The sequence below is a fragment of the Pseudoduganella sp. UC29_71 genome (genome assembly GCF_042693265.1).
Lineage (GTDB): Bacteria > Pseudomonadota > Gammaproteobacteria > Burkholderiales > Burkholderiaceae_D > Rugamonas.
Window position 1 is genome coordinate 4,273,973 of record NZ_CP170549.1, and the last position, 22,411, is coordinate 4,296,383.

The 22,411-nt window shown below is 67.0% G+C and carries 12 protein-coding genes and 1 pseudogene; 3 read left to right on the plus strand and 10 right to left on the minus strand.

Annotated features, from left to right (window positions below; translation table 11 throughout):
• The first annotated feature begins 68 nt into the window (after positions 1-68).
• The gene (locus ACFJI2_RS18940) at positions 69-269 is read left to right on the plus strand and encodes a heavy-metal-associated domain-containing protein (RefSeq protein ID WP_107981306.1); all 201 of its coding nucleotides are present in this window, start codon (positions 69-71) and stop codon (positions 267-269) included.
• Between the two features lie 18 nt (positions 270-287).
• Here the strand turns inward: ACFJI2_RS18940 and ACFJI2_RS18945 are convergent, their stop codons facing one another.
• Positions 288-995: a glutathione S-transferase gene (locus ACFJI2_RS18945; protein ID WP_377701406.1), complete on the minus strand. Its 708-nt coding sequence runs from the start codon at positions 993-995 to the stop codon at positions 288-290.
• Positions 996-1,072: 77 nt separating this feature from the next.
• On the opposite strand from ACFJI2_RS18945, the gene ACFJI2_RS18950 reads away from it, so the two are divergent.
• Entirely contained in the window at positions 1,073-1,834 is a 762-nt protein-coding gene (locus ACFJI2_RS18950) for a sulfite exporter TauE/SafE family protein (protein ID WP_377701408.1), read from the plus strand.
• Here ACFJI2_RS18950 and cueR read toward each other — a convergent pair.
• The 9 genes and pseudogenes from cueR to ACFJI2_RS18995 form a co-directional block, all read right to left on the minus strand.
• A complete protein-coding gene (gene cueR / locus ACFJI2_RS18955; protein WP_377701409.1) occupies positions 1,824-2,210 on the minus strand; it encodes a Cu(I)-responsive transcriptional regulator in 387 nt (128 codons plus the stop codon). The two genes, ACFJI2_RS18950 and cueR, sit on opposite strands and share 11 nt — an antisense overlap.
• Positions 2,211-2,213: 3 nt before the next feature.
• Positions 2,214-3,056 (minus strand): FecR domain-containing protein, encoded by an 843-nt coding sequence (locus ACFJI2_RS18960; RefSeq protein ID WP_377701411.1) that lies wholly within the window; start codon positions 3,054-3,056, stop codon positions 2,214-2,216.
• A complete protein-coding gene (locus tag ACFJI2_RS18965) occupies positions 3,025-6,693 on the minus strand; it encodes a filamentous hemagglutinin N-terminal domain-containing protein (protein ID WP_377701412.1) in 3,669 nt (1,222 codons plus the stop codon). Before ACFJI2_RS18965 ends, ACFJI2_RS18960 begins: the two co-directional genes overlap by 32 nt.
• Before the next feature lie 12 nt (positions 6,694-6,705).
• On the minus strand, positions 6,706-8,283 hold the full coding sequence (locus ACFJI2_RS18970; protein ID WP_377701413.1) for a ShlB/FhaC/HecB family hemolysin secretion/activation protein: 1,578 nt from the start codon (positions 8,281-8,283) through the stop codon (positions 6,706-6,708).
• A 228-nt stretch (positions 8,284-8,511) separates the two neighbouring features.
• Positions 8,512-9,294, minus strand: a complete 783-nt coding sequence (locus ACFJI2_RS18975; protein ID WP_377701414.1) for a FecR domain-containing protein — start codon at positions 9,292-9,294, stop codon at positions 8,512-8,514.
• A gap of 16 nt (positions 9,295-9,310) precedes the next feature.
• Positions 9,311-16,096, minus strand: a complete 6,786-nt coding sequence (locus tag ACFJI2_RS18980; RefSeq protein WP_377701415.1) for a YDG domain-containing protein — start codon at positions 16,094-16,096, stop codon at positions 9,311-9,313.
• Positions 16,097-16,124: 28 nt separating this feature from the next.
• Complete coding sequence (locus ACFJI2_RS18985; RefSeq protein WP_377701416.1) at positions 16,125-17,138, minus strand: ShlB/FhaC/HecB family hemolysin secretion/activation protein; 1,014 nt, start codon at positions 17,136-17,138, stop codon at positions 16,125-16,127.
• Between the two features lie 164 nt (positions 17,139-17,302).
• Positions 17,303-19,554 (minus strand): annotated as a pseudogene (locus tag ACFJI2_RS18990) (CHASE2 domain-containing protein).
• Positions 19,555-19,556: 2 nt separating this feature from the next.
• Entirely contained in the window at positions 19,557-21,224 is a 1,668-nt protein-coding gene (locus tag ACFJI2_RS18995) for an HD domain-containing phosphohydrolase (RefSeq protein ID WP_377701417.1), read from the minus strand.
• 275 nt (positions 21,225-21,499) lie between these two features.
• Here ACFJI2_RS18995 and ACFJI2_RS19000 point away from each other — a divergent pair, with 275 nt between their 5' ends.
• Positions 21,500-22,393 (plus strand): MBL fold metallo-hydrolase, encoded by an 894-nt coding sequence (locus ACFJI2_RS19000; protein WP_377701418.1) that lies wholly within the window; start codon positions 21,500-21,502, stop codon positions 22,391-22,393.
• Positions 22,394-22,411: the final 18 nt, after the last annotated feature.

Here is a 22,411-nt window from a genome sequence, read left to right on the forward strand (position 1 = left end):
CCTTTTTTGCCTTGACCTTCCCATCGTGGGAAGGAATACAGTGAAGGCATCATAACAAGGAGGTCGATATGTATCAGCTGCAAGTGGAAGATATGAGTTGCGGGCATTGCGTGGCTAGCGTAACGAAGGCCGTGAAGGCGCTCGATGCGCAGGCGAGCGTGGAGGTGGACCTGGCGTCCAAGCAGGTGAAGGTGCAGTCCGGCGTGCCCCTGGAGGCCGTGACGGCGGCCATCGCGGACGCGGGCTTCCCGGTCAGCGCGGCGCAGTAAGCCTTATCGCAGTAAGCCTTATTCCAGCTCGGGGTAGTGGCGGAAGATGCCGTCCTCGTTGAAGGGGATGCGGCGCTTCGAGGCAAGATAGGCGGCGACGTGGGGGCGCTGCGCCACCATGTCGTGCAGCGCCGCCAGGCCGGGCCAGCCCGGCTCCAGTTTCGCCATCGCCTTGGGAAAAGCGTAGCGCAGGCCTTCGATCAGCTGAAAGATCGAAAGGTCAACATAACTCAGGCGCTTGCCCACCATGAAGCGGCCGCCGTTGTTCTGCAGGATCCGCTCGAAGTAGCCCAGGAACTTGGGGATGCGTTCGGCCGTGAAATCGGCGGCGCGCTTCTTCGCTTCCTTTTTCTGGTCTTCGTAGTACAGATTGGTGGACACGGGATGGTGCGTGTCGTGCGCTTCGTTGACGATGTCGGCGATGGTGAGCTGCAGCTGGTGCGCCCACAGCCAGCCCGCCTCGGCGCGCGGCGCCAGGCCATGCCGGCGGCCCAGGTACAGCAGGATATTGGCGGTCTGGCCGATCAGCAGTTCGCCCGCGCGCAGCACCGGCGGAGCGAACGCGGCGCGCAGCTCGGAGCCGGGATCGATGCTGGCCTCGGTGGGCTTCATGCCGCCTTTGCCGCGCGCCACGTCCTTGTAGGCGGCGCCCGCCTCCTCCAACGCCAGCCGCACGAACTCGCCACGGCCCTGGATGGTGGGCCAGTAATACAGTTCATATTCCATCGCGCGCTCTCCCGCAGGTAACGATGCGCCCATGATGCCCGAATTACGCCGCGCGGCGCGCCCGGCTATAATCGGGCATGTCTCCCGTCCCGCCACTCGAACTCCACACCGTCCTCCTGATCGCTGCCGCCGGCTTGTTTGCCGGCGTGCAGAACGCGCTCGCCGGCGGCGGCTCCTTCATCACCTTCCCCACCCTGCTGCTGGCGGGCCTGAACCCGGTGGCCGCGAACATGACCTCCACCATCGCCATGTTCCCCAGCCAGACCACTTCCGCCATCGCGGGCCGCAAACTGGTGGGCGGCGTGGGCGGGCTGAGTTTCCAGCAGCTGTTCGCCATTAGCGTGGGCGGCGGCGTGATCGGCGCCATCCTGCTGATGGTGACGCCGCCAACCTTCTTTTCCAGGCTGGTGCCCTGGCTGGTGCTGTTCGCCACTTCGGTATTCGCGTGGGGCAGTTTCCGCACCCAGCCGCTGCACGCGGTGAGCGGCCTGCCCACCGGCGCACTGGTGGCAATCCAGAGCTGCATCGCGGTCTACGGCGGCTATTTCGGCGGCGGCATCGGCTTCCTGATGCTGGCCGCGCTCACCATCGCCGGCCAGCAGATCCGCATGGCGACGGCCACCAAGAACATGCTGGCGATGGCCATGAACGCCTCGGCCGCGGCCATCTTTGCCTTTTCCGGCATGATCAGCTGGCCGGCCGCGCTGGCGCTGTGCGCGGGCGGCATTGCGGGCGGCTTGTGCGGTTCGTGGCTGATCCACCGCATGCCGGAAAGGCTGATGCGGGGCTTCGTGGTGGCGGTCGGCGCGGCGCTGACCGTGTGGATGTTTATTCGCTGAGCGTTTTGAGGATGGGGCAGTCGGGCCGCTGGTCGCCTTGGCAGCAGGCTGCCAGCGTGGCCAGCGTGTCGCGCATTTCGGTCAGTTCGCGGATGCGCTGATTGAGTTCGTCCACGTGCGCCAGCGCGATCTTCTTCACGTCCGCGCTGGCGCGGCCGCTGTCCTGCCATAGCGACAGCAAGTCGCGGATCTGCTCCAGCGAAAAACCCAGCTTGCGCGCGCGCTTGATGAAGCGCAGCGCGTGCAAATCCTTTTCGCCGTAGATGCGGTAGCCGGCCTCGCTGCGCCGGCTCTGGCTGACCAGCCCTATGCTTTCATAGTAGCGGATCATCTTGGCGGTGACGCCCGATGCCTGCGCGGCTTGGCCGATATTCATGCTTTACCGGACTTCGCACTCGATCACGTTGGACTTGCCCGGTCCCGCCTGCGAGCTTTGCGGCGGGCTGCTGAAGGACGCCGGCGGCGTGAACTGCAAGGCAGGATTGCGCGGAATGATGACCGGCGGCGTCGTGGGGCTCGGCGTGAAGCCGAACTGGCCCGGGCTGAAGTTGCTGGTGCCGGCCGGGTTGGTGACATGAATCAGGCCGTCGATCACATGCACGTACAAGCCCGGCATCAGGCCCGGCGGCGGCGACAGGGGCTTAGGCCCCGGAATCTGCGCCAGCTGCAGCGGCGCGATCGGCATCACACTGTCGCCCAACGCGGCGGTGCTGGCGTTGAGCCAGGCTTGCAGCGACGCCAGGGCGCGCTCTTCCTCCGCCGGGACGTACTCGGCGATAAAGGTGGTACCGCGAATGCCGATGGTGGCGCTTGGCGTCTTCAGCTCGAACTTTTCCTTGTTGCGCTTGCCCAGCAGGCCGGTCACCGAACGCAATCCGCCCTTGACCAGGCTAAAATTGGCAGCGTCGCCGTCCGGCTTGGCGTTGTCGAAGGCGTAGTTATCGATCTTCATCGTAGTGGACGGCTTGAGCGTCATCTCGCTGTTGTCGATGAAACGCACCAGCGCGTAGGTGTTCTTCTCGGTCACCAGGGTGTCGCCGCTCTCGACTTCGGACTTGAGCGACAGGATCTTGACCGCGCCGCTGGCCTTCCGCGCCATCAGCGGGCCGCTCAGCTGCACCACGGTGCCTGCCACTTGCGCCGCCAGCGCCAGGGCGCAGCTGCACCACAAGACCAGCAGCAGCAAGGCTTTAGTTGCAGTACATTTTTTTAGCTGGCTCATTTTTCGTTCCCGGTTTGTCGTTTGAGGCGAGTTCTTTGGTGTCCGTCTTGTCTTTTGCGTCGCCCGGCGTGGAGCTGGTGGACGCGGGGCCGCCGGCGTCAGAACGCGGCGCAGTGGCGTTGACGGTCTTGATGACTTCATTGCTTGCCAACTGCACCGGTTTCACCGGTTCGCTCGCGGTCGGCGGCGACAGCACCTGGCACAGCGCCGAATTCGGCGCGATGGTGCAAATGTCCGCGCTCGGCGGCGGGGTGACAGGCGGTGTGACGGGCGGGGTAACAGGCGGCGTCACCGGAGGTTCGACCGGCGGCGTCACCGGGGGCGTAACAGGCGGCGTCACCGGAGGCTCAACCGGCGGGGTCACGGGTGGCGTGACGGGAGGCGTCACCGGCGGTTCGACCGGCGGGGTCACTGGGGGCGTCACCGGCGGCGTCACGGGCGGCGTCACGGGCGGTTCGACTGGCGGCGTCACGGGTGGCGTCACTGGCGGCGTTACGGGCGGCGTGACCGGCGGTTCGACCGGCGGGGTCACTGGGGGCGTCACCGGCGGCGTCACGGGCGGTTCGACTGGCGGCGTCACGGGTGGCGTCACTGGCGGCGTTACGGGCGGCGTGACCGGCGGTTCGACCGGCGGCGTCACAGGAGGCGTAACGGGCGGAGTCACCGGCGGCTCCACCGGCGGCGTTACCGGCGGCGTCACCGGCGGATTCTGATTCGGTTGCGTCACAAGCTTGCCCGGCGCTGCCTGCACCGTGCCGCTGCCCAGGCCCTGGATGGACGCGCCGGCAGCCAGCGTGACGTTGCCGCTGGCAGAACTCACCAGGGCGCCGCTGCCGAAACTCAGCACGTCGCCGGCGGAGCCGCTGGAACCGGCCACCAGTTCGATATCGCCCGACACCGTGCGCACCGCGCCGTTAATGGTCAGCGGGCTGTGCGCGGCCAGCGTGACCTTGCCGGTATCCGAACTCACCACGCCCTGCGCGTCCAGCACCGTGGCACCCGTATTGTTCAAGGTGATGGCGCCGCCATTGCCGCTGGCCAGCACGAGCTTCTTGATGGTCAGCTGGCCGGCCTGCGACGTCACCGGATTGGCAGCGTAATTGACGTTGCTGATGGAGATGGACTGGTTGCCGCCGGTGGCCGTGCTCTGCGCGGACAGTTGCGACACCACCGTCGACAGCGCCTTGTCCGCCATGCCGATGCTGCCGCTGGCAGTCATGTCCAGCGCGTTGGCGGTGATCTTGCCGCCGCCGTTGACGATATTGGCAGCCTTCAGCACCAGCGTGCCGGCGCCGGACAGCACGTCGCCCGCCACCGAAACATCCTGCGCCGTGGCCAGCTGCAGCCTGTCGGCCTGGATGGCAGCCAGTTCCGCAGCCGACAGCGCGAGCGCGCCGGTGGCGCTGCTGCTGCCGCCTAGCCGGATGCCGGCGGTATCGCTGTAGCTGGCCAGGCTGGCCAGGCCGGTGGCGGTAATGGCGCCTGCGGTGCTGCCCAGTGCCATATTGTCCGAGCGCAGCAGCACATCGTGGGCAGCCAGCTTGCCGCCACTGCCGAACACGATGCCCGCCGCGCTGCCGTAAGTGCCCAGAGAAATCGTGCCATTGGTGCTGCTGGCCTGCACCGTATTGTTAATGCCGATGTCGCCCGCGCTTTCGAAGAAGACGTTGCGCACCTTGCCCAGCTCCAGCGCGTCGGCCACGGCCACGCCGCTGGCGCCGCTGCTGCCGATGTTCAGGTTCAGCGCCGACACGCGCCCCAGGTCGGCCGGGGCCAGCGTCAGCTTGCCCGCGTCCTGCGTGTTCGACACCAGGATGGCGCGGTCCGCCGAGAACGGCACGAAGGATACCGAGGTGCCCTCGCCCGCACCGCCGCCGTCCACATTGCCCAACAGGCTGACATTGTCCGCCATGAAGGAGAACAGCGGCGAATAGCTGGCGTCCGAGCTGCCGGCCAGGCTGCCGTTCGCACCGATGGCGATGCTGCCGCCGGCCTTGTTCACGCGCAGGTCCGCGTCGCCCAGGCCGACACGCACGGCCGCGTTCAGCGCCACGCCGGCGCCGCTCAGCACCAGGTTGCCGCCGTTGGTGTTCAAGGCGCTGTTCACATTCACCGCGCCGGAGCCGGTGGCGGTGTCGCCCAGGTTGGCCTGCAGGATAACCGGGCCGCCATTGGTGGTCAGCGCCGCGTTGACGTTGATGCTGCCGCCCGCCTGCGCCGACACGCCCACACCTTGCGCCGCGATGCTGACCGCATCCACGAAGGTGATGTCGCGGCGCGCCTGCAGCGCCACATGGGTGGTGGCGGCATTGATGGTCTCCGGGGAAATCGACGTGATGCCGCTGGCCGCGCCGGCGCCGAAATTGGCCACATCCTCGCGGCTGGCGGTGCCGCCGGTGGCGATGGTGATGTACTCGGGGTCCAGCAGCCACAGGCCGGCCTTGCCGCCCTGCGCGCGCGTATCCACGCGCACGCCGTCCACGTCCAGGAAATGGCCCGATGTTTCCACCAGGCCGCCGTTGCCGCCCTGGCCGCCGCGCGCCGACAGCGTGCCGTGCGCGCGCGCCGCCTGGTCGCCCCAGACGATGATCTTGCCGCCGTTGCCGGACGCCGTGGCGTCGGCCGAAATGGCGGCGTCCTTGCCGACAAAGCTGAACTGCGCGTTCTGCACGGCCGCGTGCTTGCCCTGGAAGTCGCCGCCGATCAGCACCGTGCCGCCGCCGGCCGCGCCGCTGGCGTCCACCGCCGCGTCGCCCGTCAGGCCCACGCGCTCGCCCAGCAGCTGGATGTCGCCGCCCTGGCCTGCGCTGTTGGTGGCGCTGGTCCGGCTGCCCGCTTCCAGCAGCGTGGTGCCGCTGGCTTTCAGTACGATCTTGCCGTCCGCACCCAGTACCGCGCTGTCCGCGTTCACGCGCCCGCGCTGGTTCACCAGCGCGCCGTAGATGCCAACCTTGCCGCCGGCCGCCAGCACCTGGCCCAGGTTCAGCGCCTGGTCCGCCGGAGCCGACACCACCACGTGCACGTCCGGATTGGCCGAGTCCACCAGCTGCACGCTCTTGCCCGCCGCCAGCACCACCTCGCCCTGCGGCGAGGTGATCACGCCGCTGTTTTCCACGCTCGAGCCGATCAGGTAGACCTGGCCGCCGCCTGGCGTGGTGATGCTGCCCTGGTTGACGACCTTGCCGGCGCCCTCGCCGCTGAAGCTGTGCTTGCCGGCCAGGAAGTCGCTATTGCTGATGGCCAGGCTGGAGGCCACCAGGCCGTTCACGTCGATGCGCGCATCCTTGCCGAACAAGACCCCGTTCGGGTTGATCAGGAAGACCTTGCCGTTCGATTGCAGCGCGCCCAGGATCTGGGTCGGGTCCTGGCCGACGATGCGGTTCAGGACCTTGCTGTCGCCGCTCTGCTGGATGAAGCGCGTGATCTCGGCGGCCTGGATGGAGAAGCTCTGCCAGTTGATGATGGTGTTGGGCGTGTTCGTGATCGAGAACACATTGCCCTGCTGGCTGAACTGCGCCTGGCCCGCCACCACTTGCGGCGACGAAGGCGAGGCGTGCGCGGCTGCGCCAAAGCAGGCGGCAACGGTGGCGGCCAGCAGCTTGCGCTTCAGGTTCAAGTGGCTTGGAAAATCTCGCATCGTTCGACTCGTTCAGTAAGACAGTCCCAGCCGCACGTGCAGCCGGTTGGCGCTGCCGCGCCCTGTTGCGCCCGCCTGGACCACATGGCCGTAGTCGAGCTGCAGGTTAAGGGAGGTCGCCATCAGCACGCGCAGGCCGAGTCCGGTGCTGCCGATGGCGGTGCTGACCAGTTCGCTGGGCAGCGGATGGTTGCGCTTCACGTAAGCGGTGTCGTAGAAAGCCAGGGCGCGGCACTGCCAGCGCTCGCTGCCGCAGAAATTCGGCGTGTACAGCTCGAGATTGCCGCCCACGCCCTTGTCGTTGGAGATTTCGCGCTCCGAGAAGCCACGCACCGAACTGGCACCGCCGGCGCCGAATTGCTCGCCCGGTATCAGCGCATCCGGCGTGTACTGGCCGTTGACGATGGCGCGCAACTGCCAGTCCTGCGGCAGGCTGCGGCTGTAGCTGCCCGACAGGCGCAGCAGGTTGTAATCGGGCTTGGCGCCAATGCGGGACAGCGTGAAGTCGGCCCGGCTGCCGCGTGCGCCGCCCGACACGTTATGCACCAGCGTGACCGAGCCGCCCAGTTCGCCGATCTCGCTGCTCCAGTTGGCCAAGTAGTTCACACTCAGCGGATGCACCGTCACGTCGTTGCCCAGTTCCGCGCCCAACAGCACCACGCTGTTCTTGAAGGCCTTGTGATCGACGCCGTACACCAGGCGCGATTCCAGCTTGCCGCGCTTGGCCAGGCCCTGCGTGTAGCGCGCGCCGAACACGGCGCCCTTGCCGCTCACCGCCAGGTCGAAGATGCCGGCCGATACGGTGCCGGAATCGACGTTGGAATAGCTGCCGAAGAAGTCAATCGAATCGCCCAGGCTGTACAGCGGAATGTGGTAGCCCACGCCGTACACCTTCACGCGGCCCGGTTCCTCGGCGGTGGTGGTGTACTGCAGACTGGCCACGTGGTCGCGCCCCCACAGGTTGGCATTTTGCAGCACGAAGCCCAAGTGGGTCTTGCCGGTCTGCCCGGTGCCGGTGTTGTCGGCATTGAGCATGGCTTTCCACGCGCTCTCGTCAGCCACCTCGAGCCTGGCGTCCACTTCGCCGTCCGTGTCGCTGCTTTGCAGCTTCAGGTTGACCTTCTTGGAGGGATTCTCGTTGGCCAGGCGCAGGTTGTTGGACACCTCGTTCAGGTTGGGCGTGCGGCCCTCCTGCAGGGCAGGCAGGCTGCGGCGGATGTTGGCTTCGTCGAAGTAGCGGTTGTTCTGCACCTTGACGCGGCCGATCTTGACCTCCACCACTTTCAGCAGCACCACGCCCTGGTTCAGCTCCTGCTCAGGCAGCTCCACCGTCACCACGTTGTAGCCGCGCGCGTGATAGGCCGCTTCCAGCGCCTCGAGCGCGCGCTGCACATCGCCGAAGTCGCGCCGCTGGCCGGCGAACGGGGCCAGCAGGCGTTCCACTTCGGTCTGGGGCAGCAGGGTGTTGCCCTTCACGTCGAAGCGGCTGATCTCGAATCGGATGTCGCCGTTGGCCTCCTGGGCCCAGGCGGTGCTGACGGCGGCGGCTAACAGGGTGCCCGCAAAAAAGCGCGCTAATTTCAATGTCATATAGGCTCTTGGAGTTGTTCTGGTGCTGATGCTGGTCTGGTGCTGTGCGGCCCGGGTCTCCCGGCATGGCGCTGCGCACTTGCGATTATTACCCAGGACCAAAGCTTTCCCTCCTGATTTTGCAACAAAATCAAGATTTTTTTGTTCCAGATGACACATCCCGTGCGCGGATGCCGAAATGCTAGCACGGTTTGGCAACTTAATGCTCTATTGAAACAAATATTGCTTTCAATATGTATCGACCGGGGGCGCCGGCGGCGGCGCGAAGGAGGCCGGCACGGTGAACTGCATGCCGGGATTGCTGCTCATCTTGACCGGCTTGGTATTGTCGTCCTTGATGTAGCCGAACTGGCCGGGGTCGTACTGGTATTGGCCGCTGCGGTTGACCAGGGAAATGCCGCCTTCGCTCACATAGACGTGCAAGCCGGGTGGCAATCCGCCGGGCGGCAGCGGCGCGGAGGGAACCAGCGCGATGCCGGCGCCCGCCGGGGCGGCCTGCTGCTGCTCGGTGCCGTCCAGGTATTCCAGTATGAAGTCCGTGCCGCGGATGCCGATCTCGGCGCTGGGGGTCTTGATGAAGAATTTTTCCTTGCTGCGCTTGCCCAGCAGGCCAGTCACCGAGCGCATGCCCCCTTTCAGCAGCTGGAAGCTGGCCTGGTCGTCGGCCTGCTTGCCGCGCGCGAAAGCGAACTGCTCGACCACCAGCGCGGTGGATGGCTTGAGCGTGATCTCGCTGCTATCGATCAGGCGCAGCAGCGCGTAGGCGCCGGCCTGGGTGCGCAGGGTGTCGCCGCTTTCCACCTCGGACTTGACCGCCAGCGGCTTGAGCGTGCCATCCGGCTTTTGCGCCACCATGGCGCCGCTCAGCTGCACCACTGTGCCTGCGACAGGACCGGCCATCGCGGACGGCGCCCCGTATGCGGCAGCCAGCGCGGCAACGGCGGCGAGCAGCGCGCGGGGCGCGATCCGGCCGAAACATCGCGCCGCGCGCCGGCGAGTGTGGGCTGCCATGGTTTCTGCAGTATGTTTAGTTGCAATACATTTTCTTGGCAGGCTCTTTCTGGGCGGTGACAAGCGCGGAACTATCCTTGCCCTCCTCCTTCTTGCCGTCATCCTTCTTGCTCTCGCCGGCTTGAGTTGTCGCCGTGCCGCCGGAACTCGAACTGGTTTTGTCAGTCGCCGTGCTGGCCGGGAGCGGCGGCGCCGAGTTGGAGGCGCTGGTGCCCGAGGTGGACGCGTTGATGATGTTGACCGTGGAATTGATCGCCTGGCCCACCGGCTGGGTGGGGTTGTTCTGCGCTGCGGCCGCCGCCGCATCCGCCGCTGCCTTGGCCGCGGCATCCGCTGCCGCCTTGGCTGCTGCATCTGCCGCCGCCTTGGCAGCCGCGTCCGCCGCTGCTTTCGCCGCCGCTTCCGCTGCTGCCTTGGCCGCCGCTTCCGCCGCGGCATCGGCTGCCGCTTTGGCTGCCGCATCTGCCGCCGCCTTGGCCGCCGCATCCGCCGCTGCCTTGGCTGCCGCTTCCGCTGCCGCATCGGCCGCCGCTTTGGCTGCCGCATCTGCCGCCGCCTTGGCCGCCGCATCCGCCGCTGCCTTGGCTGCCGCTTCCGCCGCCGCCTTGGCCGCCGCTTCGGCTGCCGCCTTTGCTGCCGCTTCCGCCGCCGCCTTGGCTGCCGCTTCGGCCGCCGCCTTGGCCGCCGCTTCCGCCGCTGCCTTGGCTGCCGCTTCGGCCGCCGCCTTAGCCGCTGCTTCGGCTGCCGCCTTGGCTGCCGCTTCGGCTGCTGCCTTAGCTGCTGCTTCGGCAGCCGCCTTGGCCGCTGCTTCCGCCGCCGCTGCGGCGCCGTCGTAAATCGTGGGCACGGTGCCGGCTGCGAACGCGCTGCTGGACACGCTGACACTGCCGGTCAGCGACGTCAGGCGCACCGGACCGCTGCTAGACACAGAGGTGCCGCTGGCTGCCGTAATATTGCCGCTTTGCGTGGTCACGCCGATGCTGCCGGCCGTGCTGGACAGCACGCCGCCCAATTGCACGCCGGTGCCCGCGCTCAGCCCGATATCATGCGTGGCCAGCAGTTCGGACGAACCGGCCAGGGTGATGCCGGTGCTGGCCGACAGGTTGATGCTGTCGGCGGCAATTTCATGGCTGACCAGGACCGGGCTATGCGCCGCCAGCGAGACAGCGCCGCCCAGCGCACGCAGGTCGCCCGTGGTGTGGATGCCGCCCACGTTGTCGATGCCGATGCCGCCGCCCACCGTATTCAGGTTGCCGACGCCCAGCTCGTCGCTGCCGCTCAGCACATTATGCAGGCTGATGCCGCCGCTGGCGCCGTTGCTGCCGCTGAAGTTGCGCACATGATTGGCGCTGTTGTCCAGCGCCGTGCCGCTGGCCGATACCGTGTGCAGGCTGTTGGTGCTCAGTGCACCGGTCTGCGTAATGGCGCCGCCTTGCGCGGTGAGCGAAATCGCTTCCAGCGCCGAGATGGCGCCCACCGACAGGTTGCCGCTGGCCTGGCTGATGATGATATTGCCCGGCGTGGCGATCGTGCCGCCGGTCTGCGTGTACTGGGTGGCCACGGCCAGCGTGCCCAGGCCGGCTATGGTGCCGCCGCTCATGTTGAAGGCACTGGCCGCCAGGTTGCCGCTGCCGCCCAGCGCGCCACCGCTTTGCACGTAGCTGCCCGCGCCCAGCGAGCCGGCCAGGTTCAGGCTGCCGCTGTTCAAGCTGACCGTGCCGGACACGGCGGATGCGTCGCCGCTCTGCTTGCCCAGCGTGAGCGCGCCGCCGGCGATCGTCAGGCCCTGGCCGTTGCTGGCCGTCAGGCTGCGCAGGAGGGTGGTGCCGCCATCGTAGGTGACCACGCTGCCGCTGCCGCCGCCAAGGATCACGTTCAGCACGTTGCCGCCGTCCGGCACGGCGCCGCCGTACCAGTTGGCGCCGTCGCTCCACAGGCCGGTGGCGCCGCCTATCCAGCTCACCGAATTGAGTTGCGAAATGTCAGCGCTGAGGGCCGGTGCGGCAACCGTGTAGTTGCCCGCGTCGGTACCGGTCAGTGCCAGCCCGGAGACCGTGACGGACTTGCCGGTGCCGACGTTCTTGTCGGCGAAGGCGCCGCTGGCACTGCCGGCATTGAGCGCCACCGAGTCGCCGTTGAAAGCGCCGACCAGGTAGCCGCCTTCCATGAATGACAGCGAGGCGCCCGTGCCGCCGTTGTAGGTGCGCGAGTTGGCGCTGATGCCGCCCACCGTCAGCGCGGCCGGCGTGATGCTGGCCGTGATGGCCGGTGCCGACTCGGTGTTCACGAAGTAGTTGCCGCCATCCGCGCCGCCGAGCGACATGGAGTACAAGGTGATGGTTTTGCCGGTGCCTACGTTCTTGTTGTTGAAGCTGGCGTTGGCGGTGCCTGCTTGCACGGTGTCGCCGCTGTACACGCCGCTGAACACGGCATTGGCCACCTGGGCAGTGTCGGTGCCGTTGTAGACCCGGCTCACGCCGCTGATCGACGTGATGCCCAGCATGGCCGGCGTGATACTGCCGTGAGCCGTGGTGTAGGGCAGGTAGTTGCCTGCGTCGCCGCCGCTCAGGGTCAGCGGAACATTGATTGCCTTGCCTTCGCCCGCGTTCTTGTTGTTGAAAGTGTAGTTGCCGGCCAGGGCGGCGCCGATGTCATCGCCGCTGACGCCGCTGGCGACCAGTGTGCCGCTGATGCTGGCGGCCACGGTGGCGTCGTAGACGCGCGTGACGCCGCTGATGCCGCTGACCGTCAACGGCGCGCGCGTGATCTCGGCGCCGGCGCTGGTGGCGCCGCCCAGCACGTAGTTGCCGGCGCTGGCGCCGGTCAGCGCGCCGTTGCTGACGGTGAGCGGCTTGCCGCTCCCTGCGTTCTTGTCCGCGAACAGCGCCGTGAAGGTCGCGCCGAGGTCGTCGCCGGTGATGGCGTTGGCGAACGTCACCGACTGCTTGGCCACGCTCAGCGTGGTGTTGCCGTCGTAGACCTTGCTGCCGCCCACTTGCGCGGTGACGGTGCGCGGCGTGATGGTCAGCGGCGCGCTGCCGGTGTAGCTGATGTCGTACTTGGTCGACCACAGGCCGCCAATGCCGTAGGTGCCGACGTTCCTGGCGCCGTCCCAGCCCAGCGTGCCGCTGGCGGCCGTGTCGCCGTCCAGCAGGCCGGTGTAGGCGCCGCTACCGGTGAAGGCCGCGCTGTTGCCGTCATAGACCTTGGTGGCGCCGCTGCCGGTCACGGCAACCGTGAGCGGTTTCAGCAAGCCTTTCAGCAGTGGCGTGGTGTGGCCTTCGTAGATGCGCCATACCGGCGAGGTGGTGAAGCTGAAGCCCTCGAAGCTGGACTGCTGCATGGTCTGCGCCGTCGTCAGCGGCTTGCCGCCGGCGAGCCCCCCGGCGTCGCTGCTGGTGCCGGCCTTGACCGAATCAAAGTAGCCATGCGTGACGGTGCCGCCGGTAGCCGAGCCGATCAGGCCATAGACACTGCTGAAGCCGCTGCCGTTGATGGTGCTGCTGCTGAAGGCATTCACCACGGTACCGCTGAAGTTTTCACCCAGCAGGCCGCCCATGTTCGCGTGTTGCAGCGCCTGATCGGGGTTGGCGTGCGCGCTGACTGCGCCGCTGGCGTACACGTCTTGCAGGGTGCCGCCGCCGGCGTAGCCGGACGTGTTGCGTCCCACCAGGCCGCCCACGTTGCGCCCGCCCTGCACGCTGCCGGACGCATAGGACTCGCTGATCGCGCCGCCCACGTTGTCGCCCACCAGTCCACCGATGATTTCCCCGCTGGAGCTGACGTTGCCGATGGCGTAGGAGCCGTCGATGCTGCCCCTGCCGCTTGCGACGGAGTAGTTGGCGCCCACCAGGCCGCCGGCATAGCCCTGGCCCGTCGTGGTGACGCTGGCGCTCGAATGCGAGCCGCTGATGCTGCCGAAGTTGTAGCCCACCAAGCCGCCGATATTGGAGGCGCTCTCCACCGCGAAGCCGGCCGTCACAGCGCCGCTGCTGCTGGCGCTGACGATCTGCGCGCCGCTATAGCCGGCCAGGCCGCCCACGTTGCCGATGCCGGACACCGGCACGCTGGTCTGCACATTGGAAATGTAACCGTCGGCGCCGTTGGTGCTGCCCACGAGCGCGCCCACGTTCATGCGCCCGCGCACGCTGCCGCCGGACAGCTTCAGGTCGCTGACGCTGCCGGCGAAGTAGCCGAACAGGCCGACATTGTCGATGTCGGGCCGGTTGATCACCAGGCCGGTGACGGTGTTGCCGTTGCCTTTGAAGGCGCCGGTGTAAGTGTAGTCACTGTTGCCGATCGGCTTGAAGCCGGCGCCGCCGTTCCACAGGCTGGTGCCGCTGGCGTCGATGTTGTTGTCCAGTGCATAGGAATTGGACGCTGCCAGGGTGGCGATGCCTTGCAGGCCGTAGATGTCCACCAGCGCGAACGGCGTATCGCCGCTGCCGTTGCCTCCGCGCGTGCGCAGGAAGGAGCCGCCACTCAGGCGGAAGTCCTTGGCGCTGAACGACGGCAGCGTGGCTATGCTCTGGCTCCACTGGCCGCTAAGCAGGTTGAAGGTGCCGTCGACTGCGACAGCGCCGCCGGCGCTGATGGAATTCGGCGCGCTCAGTGTCAGGCCGCCGGTGGCGATGCCTGCCTGCAGGTCGATATTGCGTTGCGCGGTCAGCGCCAGCGTGCCGGCAAACGAGACGGGCGCGCTGGCCACGATGTCGCCGTCGCCGATGTGGTTGGCGGCGACCGCAACTTGCAGCTGGCCCGCGTGCACCGAAGCCAGGTCGGAACCTGTCAGCGCCAGCGTGTCGGCCGGATTGCCAGTGGCGCCCAGGTTGATGCCGTTGCCCGACTCCAGCAGCACCGACTGCGCCGTCAGCGAACCGCCGGCCAGCGTCATCTTGCCGCTTTTGAGTTCGATGCCGGCGCCGGACGTGACGCTGCCGGTGTTGGTGATGCGGTAGTCGCCGCTGCGCTGCGTGGACAGCACCACGTTGCCACCGGCGTTGACGGTGCCGGTGACGGCCAGGTTGCCGTTGGCTGCGCTGGCCGTCAGCGTGCCGCTGGCGCTGCTGTTGCCCAGGTTGATGCTGGCGCCGCTCAGCGTGACGTTGCCGCCGCCGGAGGCCAGCGTGGCGGCCCCGGAAATGGTGTTGCCGCCGTTGTCCAGCACGATGTCGCCGGCCGCCAGCGCGCCCAGGCTTTTTGCAGTCATGCCATCGGCCGGGCTGGTGGTCTGGACGATGGTGCCGCCCGCCTTCAGGCTGATGGCGGCATCAGGCGCCGCAATGGCCGCTTTCAGGCGGATGTCCCGGTCGGCCTCCAGGGTCAGGCTGCGGTTGGTGGCCCAGGCCAGCGGGCTGATCACGTGGATGGAGCCGTCGCCGGTGCCGGCGGCATTGGCTGTCTTGATGGTGACGTTATTGGTCAGCAGTGCGGTTTGCAGCGCACCAGTCGTCAGCAGCGAATCGTGCACGGCGCCGGACGGCAGGAACAGGCCAGCCGCGTCGCCCAGTTCAGGCGCGCCGTTCAGCATGCCGCCGTAAAACGCCGCGAGGGAATCGTAGGCGATGTAGATGTCGCTCGGGTCCAGCAGCAAGGTGCCGGTCTTGCCGCCCGGCGCCTGCGCGCGGGTATCGACCTTGCCCTGCATGTCCAGGTAGTGGCCGGAGGTCTCCACCAGGCCGCCGTTGCCGCCCTGCGCGCCGCCGCGCGCCGACAGGCTGCCGAACACGCGGGTGGCGCCGTCACTCCAGGCGATGATCTTGCCGCCGTCACCGGACGCGGTCGCGTCGGCGCGCACGCTGGCGCCAGCCGCGATGTGGGTTTGCTGCGCTTTCTGCACGGCCGCGTTCTTGCCCTGATAGTCGCCGCCGATCAGCACCGTGCCGCCGCCGGCCGCGCCGCTGGCGTCCACCGCCGCGTCGCCCGTCAGGCCCACGCGCTCGCCCAGCAGCTGGATCTCGCCGCCCTGGCCTGCGCTGTTGTTGGCGCTGGTGCGGCTGCCCGCTTCGAGCAGCGTGGTGCCGCTGGCTTTCAGTACGATCTTGCCGTTCGCGCCGACCACCGCGCTGTCCGCGTTCACGCGTCCGCGCTGGTTCACCAGCGCGCCATAGATGCCGACCTTGCCGCCGGCCGCCAGCACCTGGCCCAGGTTCAGCGCCTGGTCCGCCGGCGCCGACACCACCACGTGCACGTCCGGGTTGGCCGAGTCCACCAGTTGCACGCTCTTGCCCGCCGCCAGCACCACGTCGCCCTGCGGCGAGGTGATCACGCCGCTGTTTTCCACGCTCGAGCCGATCAGGTAGACCTGGCCGCCGCCGGGCGTGGTGATGCTGCCCTGGTTGACGACCTTGCCCGCCCCGTCGCCGCTGAAGCTGTGCTTCCCGGCCAGGAAGTCGCTATTGCTGATGGCCAGGCTGGAGGCCACCAGGCCGTTCACGTCAATGCGCGCGTCCTTGCCGAACAAGACCCCGTTCGGGTTGATCAGGAAGACCTTGCCGTTCGACTGTAGCGCGCCCAGGATCTGGGTCGGGTCCTGGCCGACGATGCGGTTCAGGACCTTGCTGTCGCCGCTTTGCTGGATGAAGCGCGTGATCTCGTTCGCGTTGACCGAGAAATTCTGCCAGTTGATGATGGTGTTCGGGGTGTTGGTAATCGTGAACAGATTACCTTGCTGGAGGAAGCTGGCCTGCCCTGCCACCACTTGCGGCGCGCTGGGGTTGCCGTATGCGGAACCGTAGCATGCTGCTACCAACACCGCCAGCAGCTTGCGCCGCATTCCCTGGTGAACCGGACCTGTCATCATCGTGCATACCTCATTGTGCGTTTGCGAGTCACCAGCTCAGGTCTACCCTGACGTGCAGGCGATTTTTATCCTGTTGCGGCATCTGGCTGGAACGCAGCACATGGCCGTAATCCACTTGCATATCCACGTCGCGCGAGATGTTGACACGTATGCCCACGCCCACGCTGCCGATCGACTTGGTGCGCAGCTCGCCGTTCTGCTCGCGGTTCAGCTTGACCAGCCCTTTGTCATAAAACACCAGCGCCCGGCACTGCCAGCGCGCCGTGCCGCACAACTGAGGCGAGTATAGCTCGACATTGGCGGTCAGTCCGCTGTCATTGGCCAGGTCGCGGGCGCTGAAGCCGCGCACCTGCGCGCCGCCGCCCACGCCGACCTGCTCGCCCGGCACCAGCACGTCGCGCGTGTACTGGCCGTTCACCGACGCGCGCACCTGGAAGTCGCGCGGCAGCTGCCGCGTCAGGCTGGCCGCCAGCCGCACGATGCTGTAGCCCGCTTCCGCACCGGGACGCGCCCGGGTGAAATCGTCCTGTCCGCCGCGCGGGCCGCCGGCCAGGTTGCGCAACACCGTTACCGAGCCGTTCACTTCGCCGCGGTCGAACAGCCAGTTGCCGCTGTAATTCAGGCTGAGCGGGTGCACGGTGACGTCGTTGCCAGGCTCGCTATCCTGCTGCCAGCCGTCGGCGCGGAAAGCCTTGATGCCGGCGCCGAAGTTCAGGCGCGATTCATGGCCGTCCCCCTTGGCCAGCAGCTGGCTGTAGCGCGCCCCCAGCATGGCGCCCTTGCCGCCCTCGGGCCAGGCCCGGTCCCGCCATCCATAGTCGGTCTGGTTGTAGCCGCCGTACAGGTCCAGCGTGTCGCCCTGGGCAGACGCCGGCAGCCGGTAGTCCAGCCGCACGCCGCCGCGCAGCCGGCCGTCCGGGCCGTTGCCGCTGTTGTCCAGGCTGACGGAAGCGCTCAGGCCGGCCTTGTCCGCCGGTTTCTCCGCCGCGCCGTCCATCGTACTCTGCCCGCCGGCAAAAGCCGCGCCCGCGGCAGCGGCCATGGCCGCTCCGGCAAGCAGTTGCACGACGCGGCATCGCATGATGGCCTCCGCCCGGACTTGACACGAGAGAAATAATTGTTACTCTCAGTTTAGTCCGAATTGTGGCGTTCGTCCGCTTTTTTTAACGATCTGATGCATTTCCGCACAGATACTTTGTATCAATATTATTTTGTGTCAAAGGTCGTTACGCCATCCCAATCCTCTGCCGGCGGATGCACACGGAAGTAAGCGATGCGCTCCAGATAAAGCTGGTACAGGCCGTGCTGCGAGGCCGCCTGCAGGGCCTCCAGCGCAGCCTGCGCCGCGTCCCACTGCTGGCTGCGCACCAGTGCCAGCGCCGCATGCCAGCGCGCCAGTTCCGCGCGCGCCGCCTCGCCCAGTTCCGCCTCGCGCGCCAGCGGCTCAAAGATGGCGACCGGCTCGTTCTTGCCCTTGACCCGCACCAGGTCCAGCTCGCGGTAGGCGAATTCGGGCGCTTCGGCGCGCGTGGCCGCGCCCACGGCAATGCCCACGCCGTACACCTTGGTGATGCCCTCCAGGCGCGAACCCAGGTTGACCGCATCGCCCATGACGGTATAGGCACGCCGGATCTGCGACCCCATGTCGCCACGTGCATCTGGCCGGTGTTCACGCCGATGCCGATTTTCAGCTCGGGCCAGCCGCGCTGCAGGAAATCCTGATTCAGGCGTTGTGCGCTGGCCTGCATCAGCAGCGCCGTGGCCACGGCCCGGCTGGCGTGGTCGGGGAAGGCCACCGGCGCGCCCCAGAAAGCCATCACGGCGTCGCCGATGTATTTGTCCAGCGTGCCGCGGTGGCTGTCGCGGATGTCGGTCGACATGGCCGTCAGGTACAGATTGATGTACTCGCGCAGCGCTTTCGGGGTCAGGCCCTCGGAGATGGTGGTGAAGCCGCGCACGTCCACGAACATGACGGACAGCTCGCGGCTTTCGCCGTCCATATTGTATTTTTCGGGGTTCTCGGCCATCTCGGCCACCAGCTCGGGCGCCACGTATTCGCCGAAGCGCGACACCAGCGCGCGGCCGCGCCGCACTTCGAAGAAATAGCCCCAGGCCACGTTCAGGATGAACAGCGCCAGCGCCAGCACCAGCATGGACGACACGTTGAACACCAGGTCGTGCGCGCTGTAGAAGTAGAAGTTGACGGCTCCGGCAGCGGCTATGGCCAGCAGCGACAGCAGGATGGACCAGGCCGGCGCCAGCACCGGCAGCGCCAGCGTGAGCAGCACGCCCAGCACCACCAGCTGCCCTACTTCCACGCCGGACGCGTAGTCCGGCCGGAACTTGAAGCTGCCGTCCAGGATGGAGCTGATCATGTTGGCGTGGATTTCCACCCCGGGATACTGGGCGTTGACCGGCGTGGCCCGCAAGTCGTTCAGGCCGGGCGCGGTGGTGCCGACCAGGGCGATGGCGCCGGACAGCAGTTCGGCCGGCACCGCGCCGCGCAGCACGTCGGCCGCCGACACATAGCGGTAGCCGCCGCCGTGCGGGCCGCCCGGGCCGCGGTACTGCACCGTGGTGGTGAGCCCCTCGCCCACCGGGATGCGGATATTGCCTTCCTGGTGGAACAGGGCGATGGCGTCCAGGCCGCCGTTGGCGCGCTCGGCGTCGGACAGCGTGTCCACCGTGCCTTCGAACAGCGGCGCGATCGAGCGCGCGCGCAGCGCCACGGCGGCGGTGGCCAGCGACAGCGTGGGATAGTAGCCCTTGCCGATCTTTTGCAGCAGCGCGGTGGAGCGCACCACGCCGTCGCGGTCCGGCATGGCGGTGAAGATGCCGGCGCTGACCGCCGCGTCCTGCAGGCGTGCGATATTGCCTTCATAGCCGGCCACCTCGTAGGCGTTCAGGGTGCGTCCGTTCAGGCTGTCCTCGGTGAAGGCCGGCTTGGGCAGCTTGCCCTTGGCCTGCGTGCCGGACAGGCTGTAACCCAGCACCACAGGCTGGCCTTCGATCGCCTGCGCCAGCAGGCCGTCGTAATCAAGCTGCGGCTGCAGGCGCGCCAGCTGTCCCTGCAAGCCGGGTACCTGCTGCAGTTCGCCCTGCGCCAGCTGCCTGAGCACGTCGTAGCCGGAACTGGTGTCCGGCTCGGGGAAGGAGACGTCGAAGCCGACCGCCGCCACTTCATACTTGACGGTGAGCTGCTCGACCAGCCTGGCCATCACGTTGCGGCTCCACGGGAAGCGCCCCACTTCGGCCAGGCTTTTCTCGTCGATGTCGACAATCACCACGCGCGGATCGAGCACCGGCTTTTCCAGCCGCATGCGCAGGCCGGAGATGAACGTGTCCATGCGCTCCAGCGTGTCCACGTGCAGCACGTTGGCCGTGTGCAGGATGGCCAGTGCGCACAGCAGCAGGCCGAGGACCCAGCGCGCGCCGTACTTGAGCAGGAGCTTGCGCACGGCTACGGGGTGTAGCCGGGGATTTTCGACTCGTCCACCTCATCGAGCTGGCGCGCGTCGACGTTCTTGCGCGCGAACTCCAGGTAGACCTTGGAGCGGATGAAGATGTCGAACAGGTCCGGATCGATATGGCCGTTCAGGCTGAAATTGCCCAGGATGCGCAGCGACTCGGACAGCGGCTTGCCTTTCTTGTACGGCCGGTCGCGCGCGGTGAGCGCCTCGAAGATGTCGGCGATGGCCATAATGCGCGCCTGCACCGACATCTGGTCCTTGGTCAGCCCGCGCGGATAGCCCTTGCCGTCCATGCGCTCGTGGTGGCCGCCGGCATATTCCGGCACGTTCTGCAAGTGCTTGGGCCACGGCAGCGATTCCAGCATGCGTATCGTGACGGCGATGTGGTTGTTGATTTCCTTGCGTTCCGGCTCGGTCAGGGTGCCGAAGCGGATGTTCAGGTTTTCCACTTCCTCGGCGGTGAGGAAGTCCTGCTCCTCGCGCACGAAAGGCGGCTCCTCCGCGCCCGGCTCCTTCTTGAACACGCGCGGGCCGGTCCAGCGGCGGCCGGCAATGCTGCGCACGCGGTCCTGGTCTTCCGGCTTCATGCCCTCGCCGCCCACATTGGCCGCGCGCAGGAACTGGCGCTCCGCTTCCAGCTGCGCTAGCTCCTCGGCCAGCGCGGCATCGATGGCGGCGTGGTCCGCCGCGTCGCCGCCGGCCAGCTTGGCCTTCAGCGCGCGGATTTCCGCGTCGCGCATCAGCACTTCGAAGCGGGTCGACACCATGTGGATGCGGTCGAAGATGGTTTCCAGCTTGGTGCCCTTGTCCACCACGTGCACCGGCGTGGTGATCTTGCCGCAGTCGTGCAGCAGGCCGGCCAGCCACAGCTCCTTGCGGTCGCCGTCGTTCATGCGGAAATCGGCCAGCGGGCCGGATTCGGTGTTGTGCACCGCCTCGGCCAGCATCATGGTCAGCTCGGGCACGAACTGGCAGTGGCGGCCGGTGTAGGGCGATTTTTCGTCGATGCCGATGTTGATCAGGTTGACCAGCGCTTCCAGCAAGTCTTCCAGTTGCTGGATCAGGCGCTGGTTGGTCAGCGCCACCGCGCCCTGCGCGGCGAGCGCCTCGATGAAGCGCTGGTCGGTGGGCGAGAAGGCGCGGATGGCGCCGGTGGCCGGGTCTTTCGCGTTCACCAGCTGCAGCACGCCCACCAGTTCGCCTTCGTGGTCGGTCATCGGCACCGTCAGGAAGGACTTCGAGTGGTAGCCGCGCAACTGGTCGAAGGAGCGCATGCCGGAGAAGTTGAACACGTCGGCCTGGTACACGTCCTCGATGTTGACCGAGAGGCGGAAGTTGGCCGAGTATGCCGCCACCGAGGACAGGTTCTTGTCGCCCTGCTCGTCGAACAGCGGCACGGCCGGGATGTCGATGCGGTCGCCGTCGGCGCCGCCCTGGCGGATGCCCAGCGTGTCGTTGATGGAGATATGGAAGCACAGGCTGGTGCCGTCGGCGCTGGGGCGGTACAAGGTGCCGCCGTCGGCGTGCGTCAGGGCCTTGGCCACCATCAGGATGCGCTCCAGCAGCTCGTCCGTTTCATGGCTGGCGCCGAGGGCCACGCTCAGTTCGGTCAGCTGATCCAGCCTTTGCGCGATTTGTATGTGGTTCAGCTCTTGCATGGTAATTTTTATAATCTTTTTAAAGCACGGACGGGTAGTGGAAGTGTAGCCGCAGCGCAAGCGCCTGTACATTGGAAATGCGCCGAAATCCCCGCGCCGCGCCGCAGCGTCCCGCGCATCGCTCAATTTCACAACTTTTGGCCCAGAATTGATGAAAAAAAGGCTATCATCCGAATGGGATCGCCACTTGCCTGTTCAATCATGGTACGTATTGAATAGTCAACAGAAGGGCGGCAGTGACAGAACGAGAGCGGGCCGAGTTAAGGGTAGAGAGCATGAAATTCAAATTTTGGGGGGTACGCGGTTCCATCCCGTCCCCGGGTCCGCGCACCACGCGCTACGGCGGCAACACCACCTGCATCGAAGTGCGCAGCGACGACGATACGCTGATCATCATCGACGGCGGTACCGGCCTGTTCGCGCTGGCGCAATCGCTGATCGCCCAAAAGAAAACCCCGGTACAGGCCAATATCTTCATCACCCACAGCCACTGGGACCACATCCACGGCCTGCCCTTCTTCACGCCGCTGTTCATCAAGGGCAGCCGCGTGCGCCTGCACGGCACCACCGACCCGGACACCGGCAACGGCATCGAGCACGTGATGGGCGTGCAGCTGCAGAACAGCTATTTCCCGGTCAGCGAAACGCAGATGGACGCCACCATCGAATACCGCACACTGGCGGTGGGCGAAGCCATCGAAGTGGGCGACGCGGTGGTGTCGAACGTGGTGATGAACCACCCGGTGATCGACCTGGGCTACCGCATCGACTGCAAGGACAAGTCGGTGTTCTTCACCGGCGACCACGAGCCGCACTACAACATCTATCCGGAAAGCCACCCCGAGCACGCGGCCTACCAGCAGCACATCGAGGAACGCGCGCGCGCGCTGGAAGACAAGATCCGCGGCGTGACCGCGCTGATCGTGGACTGCTCCTATACGCGCGAGGAATATCCGGCCAAGCAGGGCTGGGGCCACGGCACCTTCGATTCGGCCTTCGACATGGCCATCAAGGCCGGCGCCAAGCAGCTGTACTGCACCCATCATGAACCGACCCGCAGCGACGACGAACTGGAAGCGGTGTTCGCCGAAGTGATGGCGCGCCGCGCGCCGCTGCCGCAAGGTTTGCAGGTGGTGCTGGCGTACGAGGGACTGGAAGTGGAGTTGTAGCGCCTGTTGCGAAAATAG

Bases quoted from the DNA above. Each gene is read 5' to 3' on its own strand.
- ACFJI2_RS18940 (WP_107981306.1), top strand. From the start codon at position 69: ATGTATCAGCTGCAAGTGGAAGATATGAGTTGCGGGCATTGCGTGGCT.
- ACFJI2_RS18995 (WP_377701417.1), bottom strand. From the start codon at position 21,224: ATGCAAGAGCTGAACCACATACAAATCGCGCAAAGGCTGGATCAGCTG.
- ACFJI2_RS18975 (WP_377701414.1), bottom strand. From the start codon at position 9,294: ATGGCAGCCCACACTCGCCGGCGCGCGGCGCGATGTTTCGGCCGGATC.
- ACFJI2_RS18950 (WP_377701408.1), top strand. From the start codon at position 1,073: ATGTCTCCCGTCCCGCCACTCGAACTCCACACCGTCCTCCTGATCGCT.
- ACFJI2_RS18970 (WP_377701413.1), bottom strand. From the start codon at position 8,283: ATGACATTGAAATTAGCGCGCTTTTTTGCGGGCACCCTGTTAGCCGCC.
- cueR (WP_377701409.1), bottom strand. From the start codon at position 2,210: ATGAATATCGGCCAAGCCGCGCAGGCATCGGGCGTCACCGCCAAGATG.
- ACFJI2_RS18985 (WP_377701416.1), bottom strand. From the start codon at position 17,138: ATGGCCGCTGCCGCGGGCGCGGCTTTTGCCGGCGGGCAGAGTACGATG.
- ACFJI2_RS18945 (WP_377701406.1), bottom strand. From the start codon at position 995: ATGGAATATGAACTGTATTACTGGCCCACCATCCAGGGCCGTGGCGAG.
- ACFJI2_RS18980 (WP_377701415.1), bottom strand. From the start codon at position 16,096: ATGATGACAGGTCCGGTTCACCAGGGAATGCGGCGCAAGCTGCTGGCG.
- ACFJI2_RS18965 (WP_377701412.1), bottom strand. From the start codon at position 6,693: ATGCGAGATTTTCCAAGCCACTTGAACCTGAAGCGCAAGCTGCTGGCC.
- ACFJI2_RS19000 (WP_377701418.1), top strand. From the start codon at position 21,500: ATGAAATTCAAATTTTGGGGGGTACGCGGTTCCATCCCGTCCCCGGGT.
- ACFJI2_RS18960 (WP_377701411.1), bottom strand. From the start codon at position 3,056: ATGAGCCAGCTAAAAAAATGTACTGCAACTAAAGCCTTGCTGCTGCTG.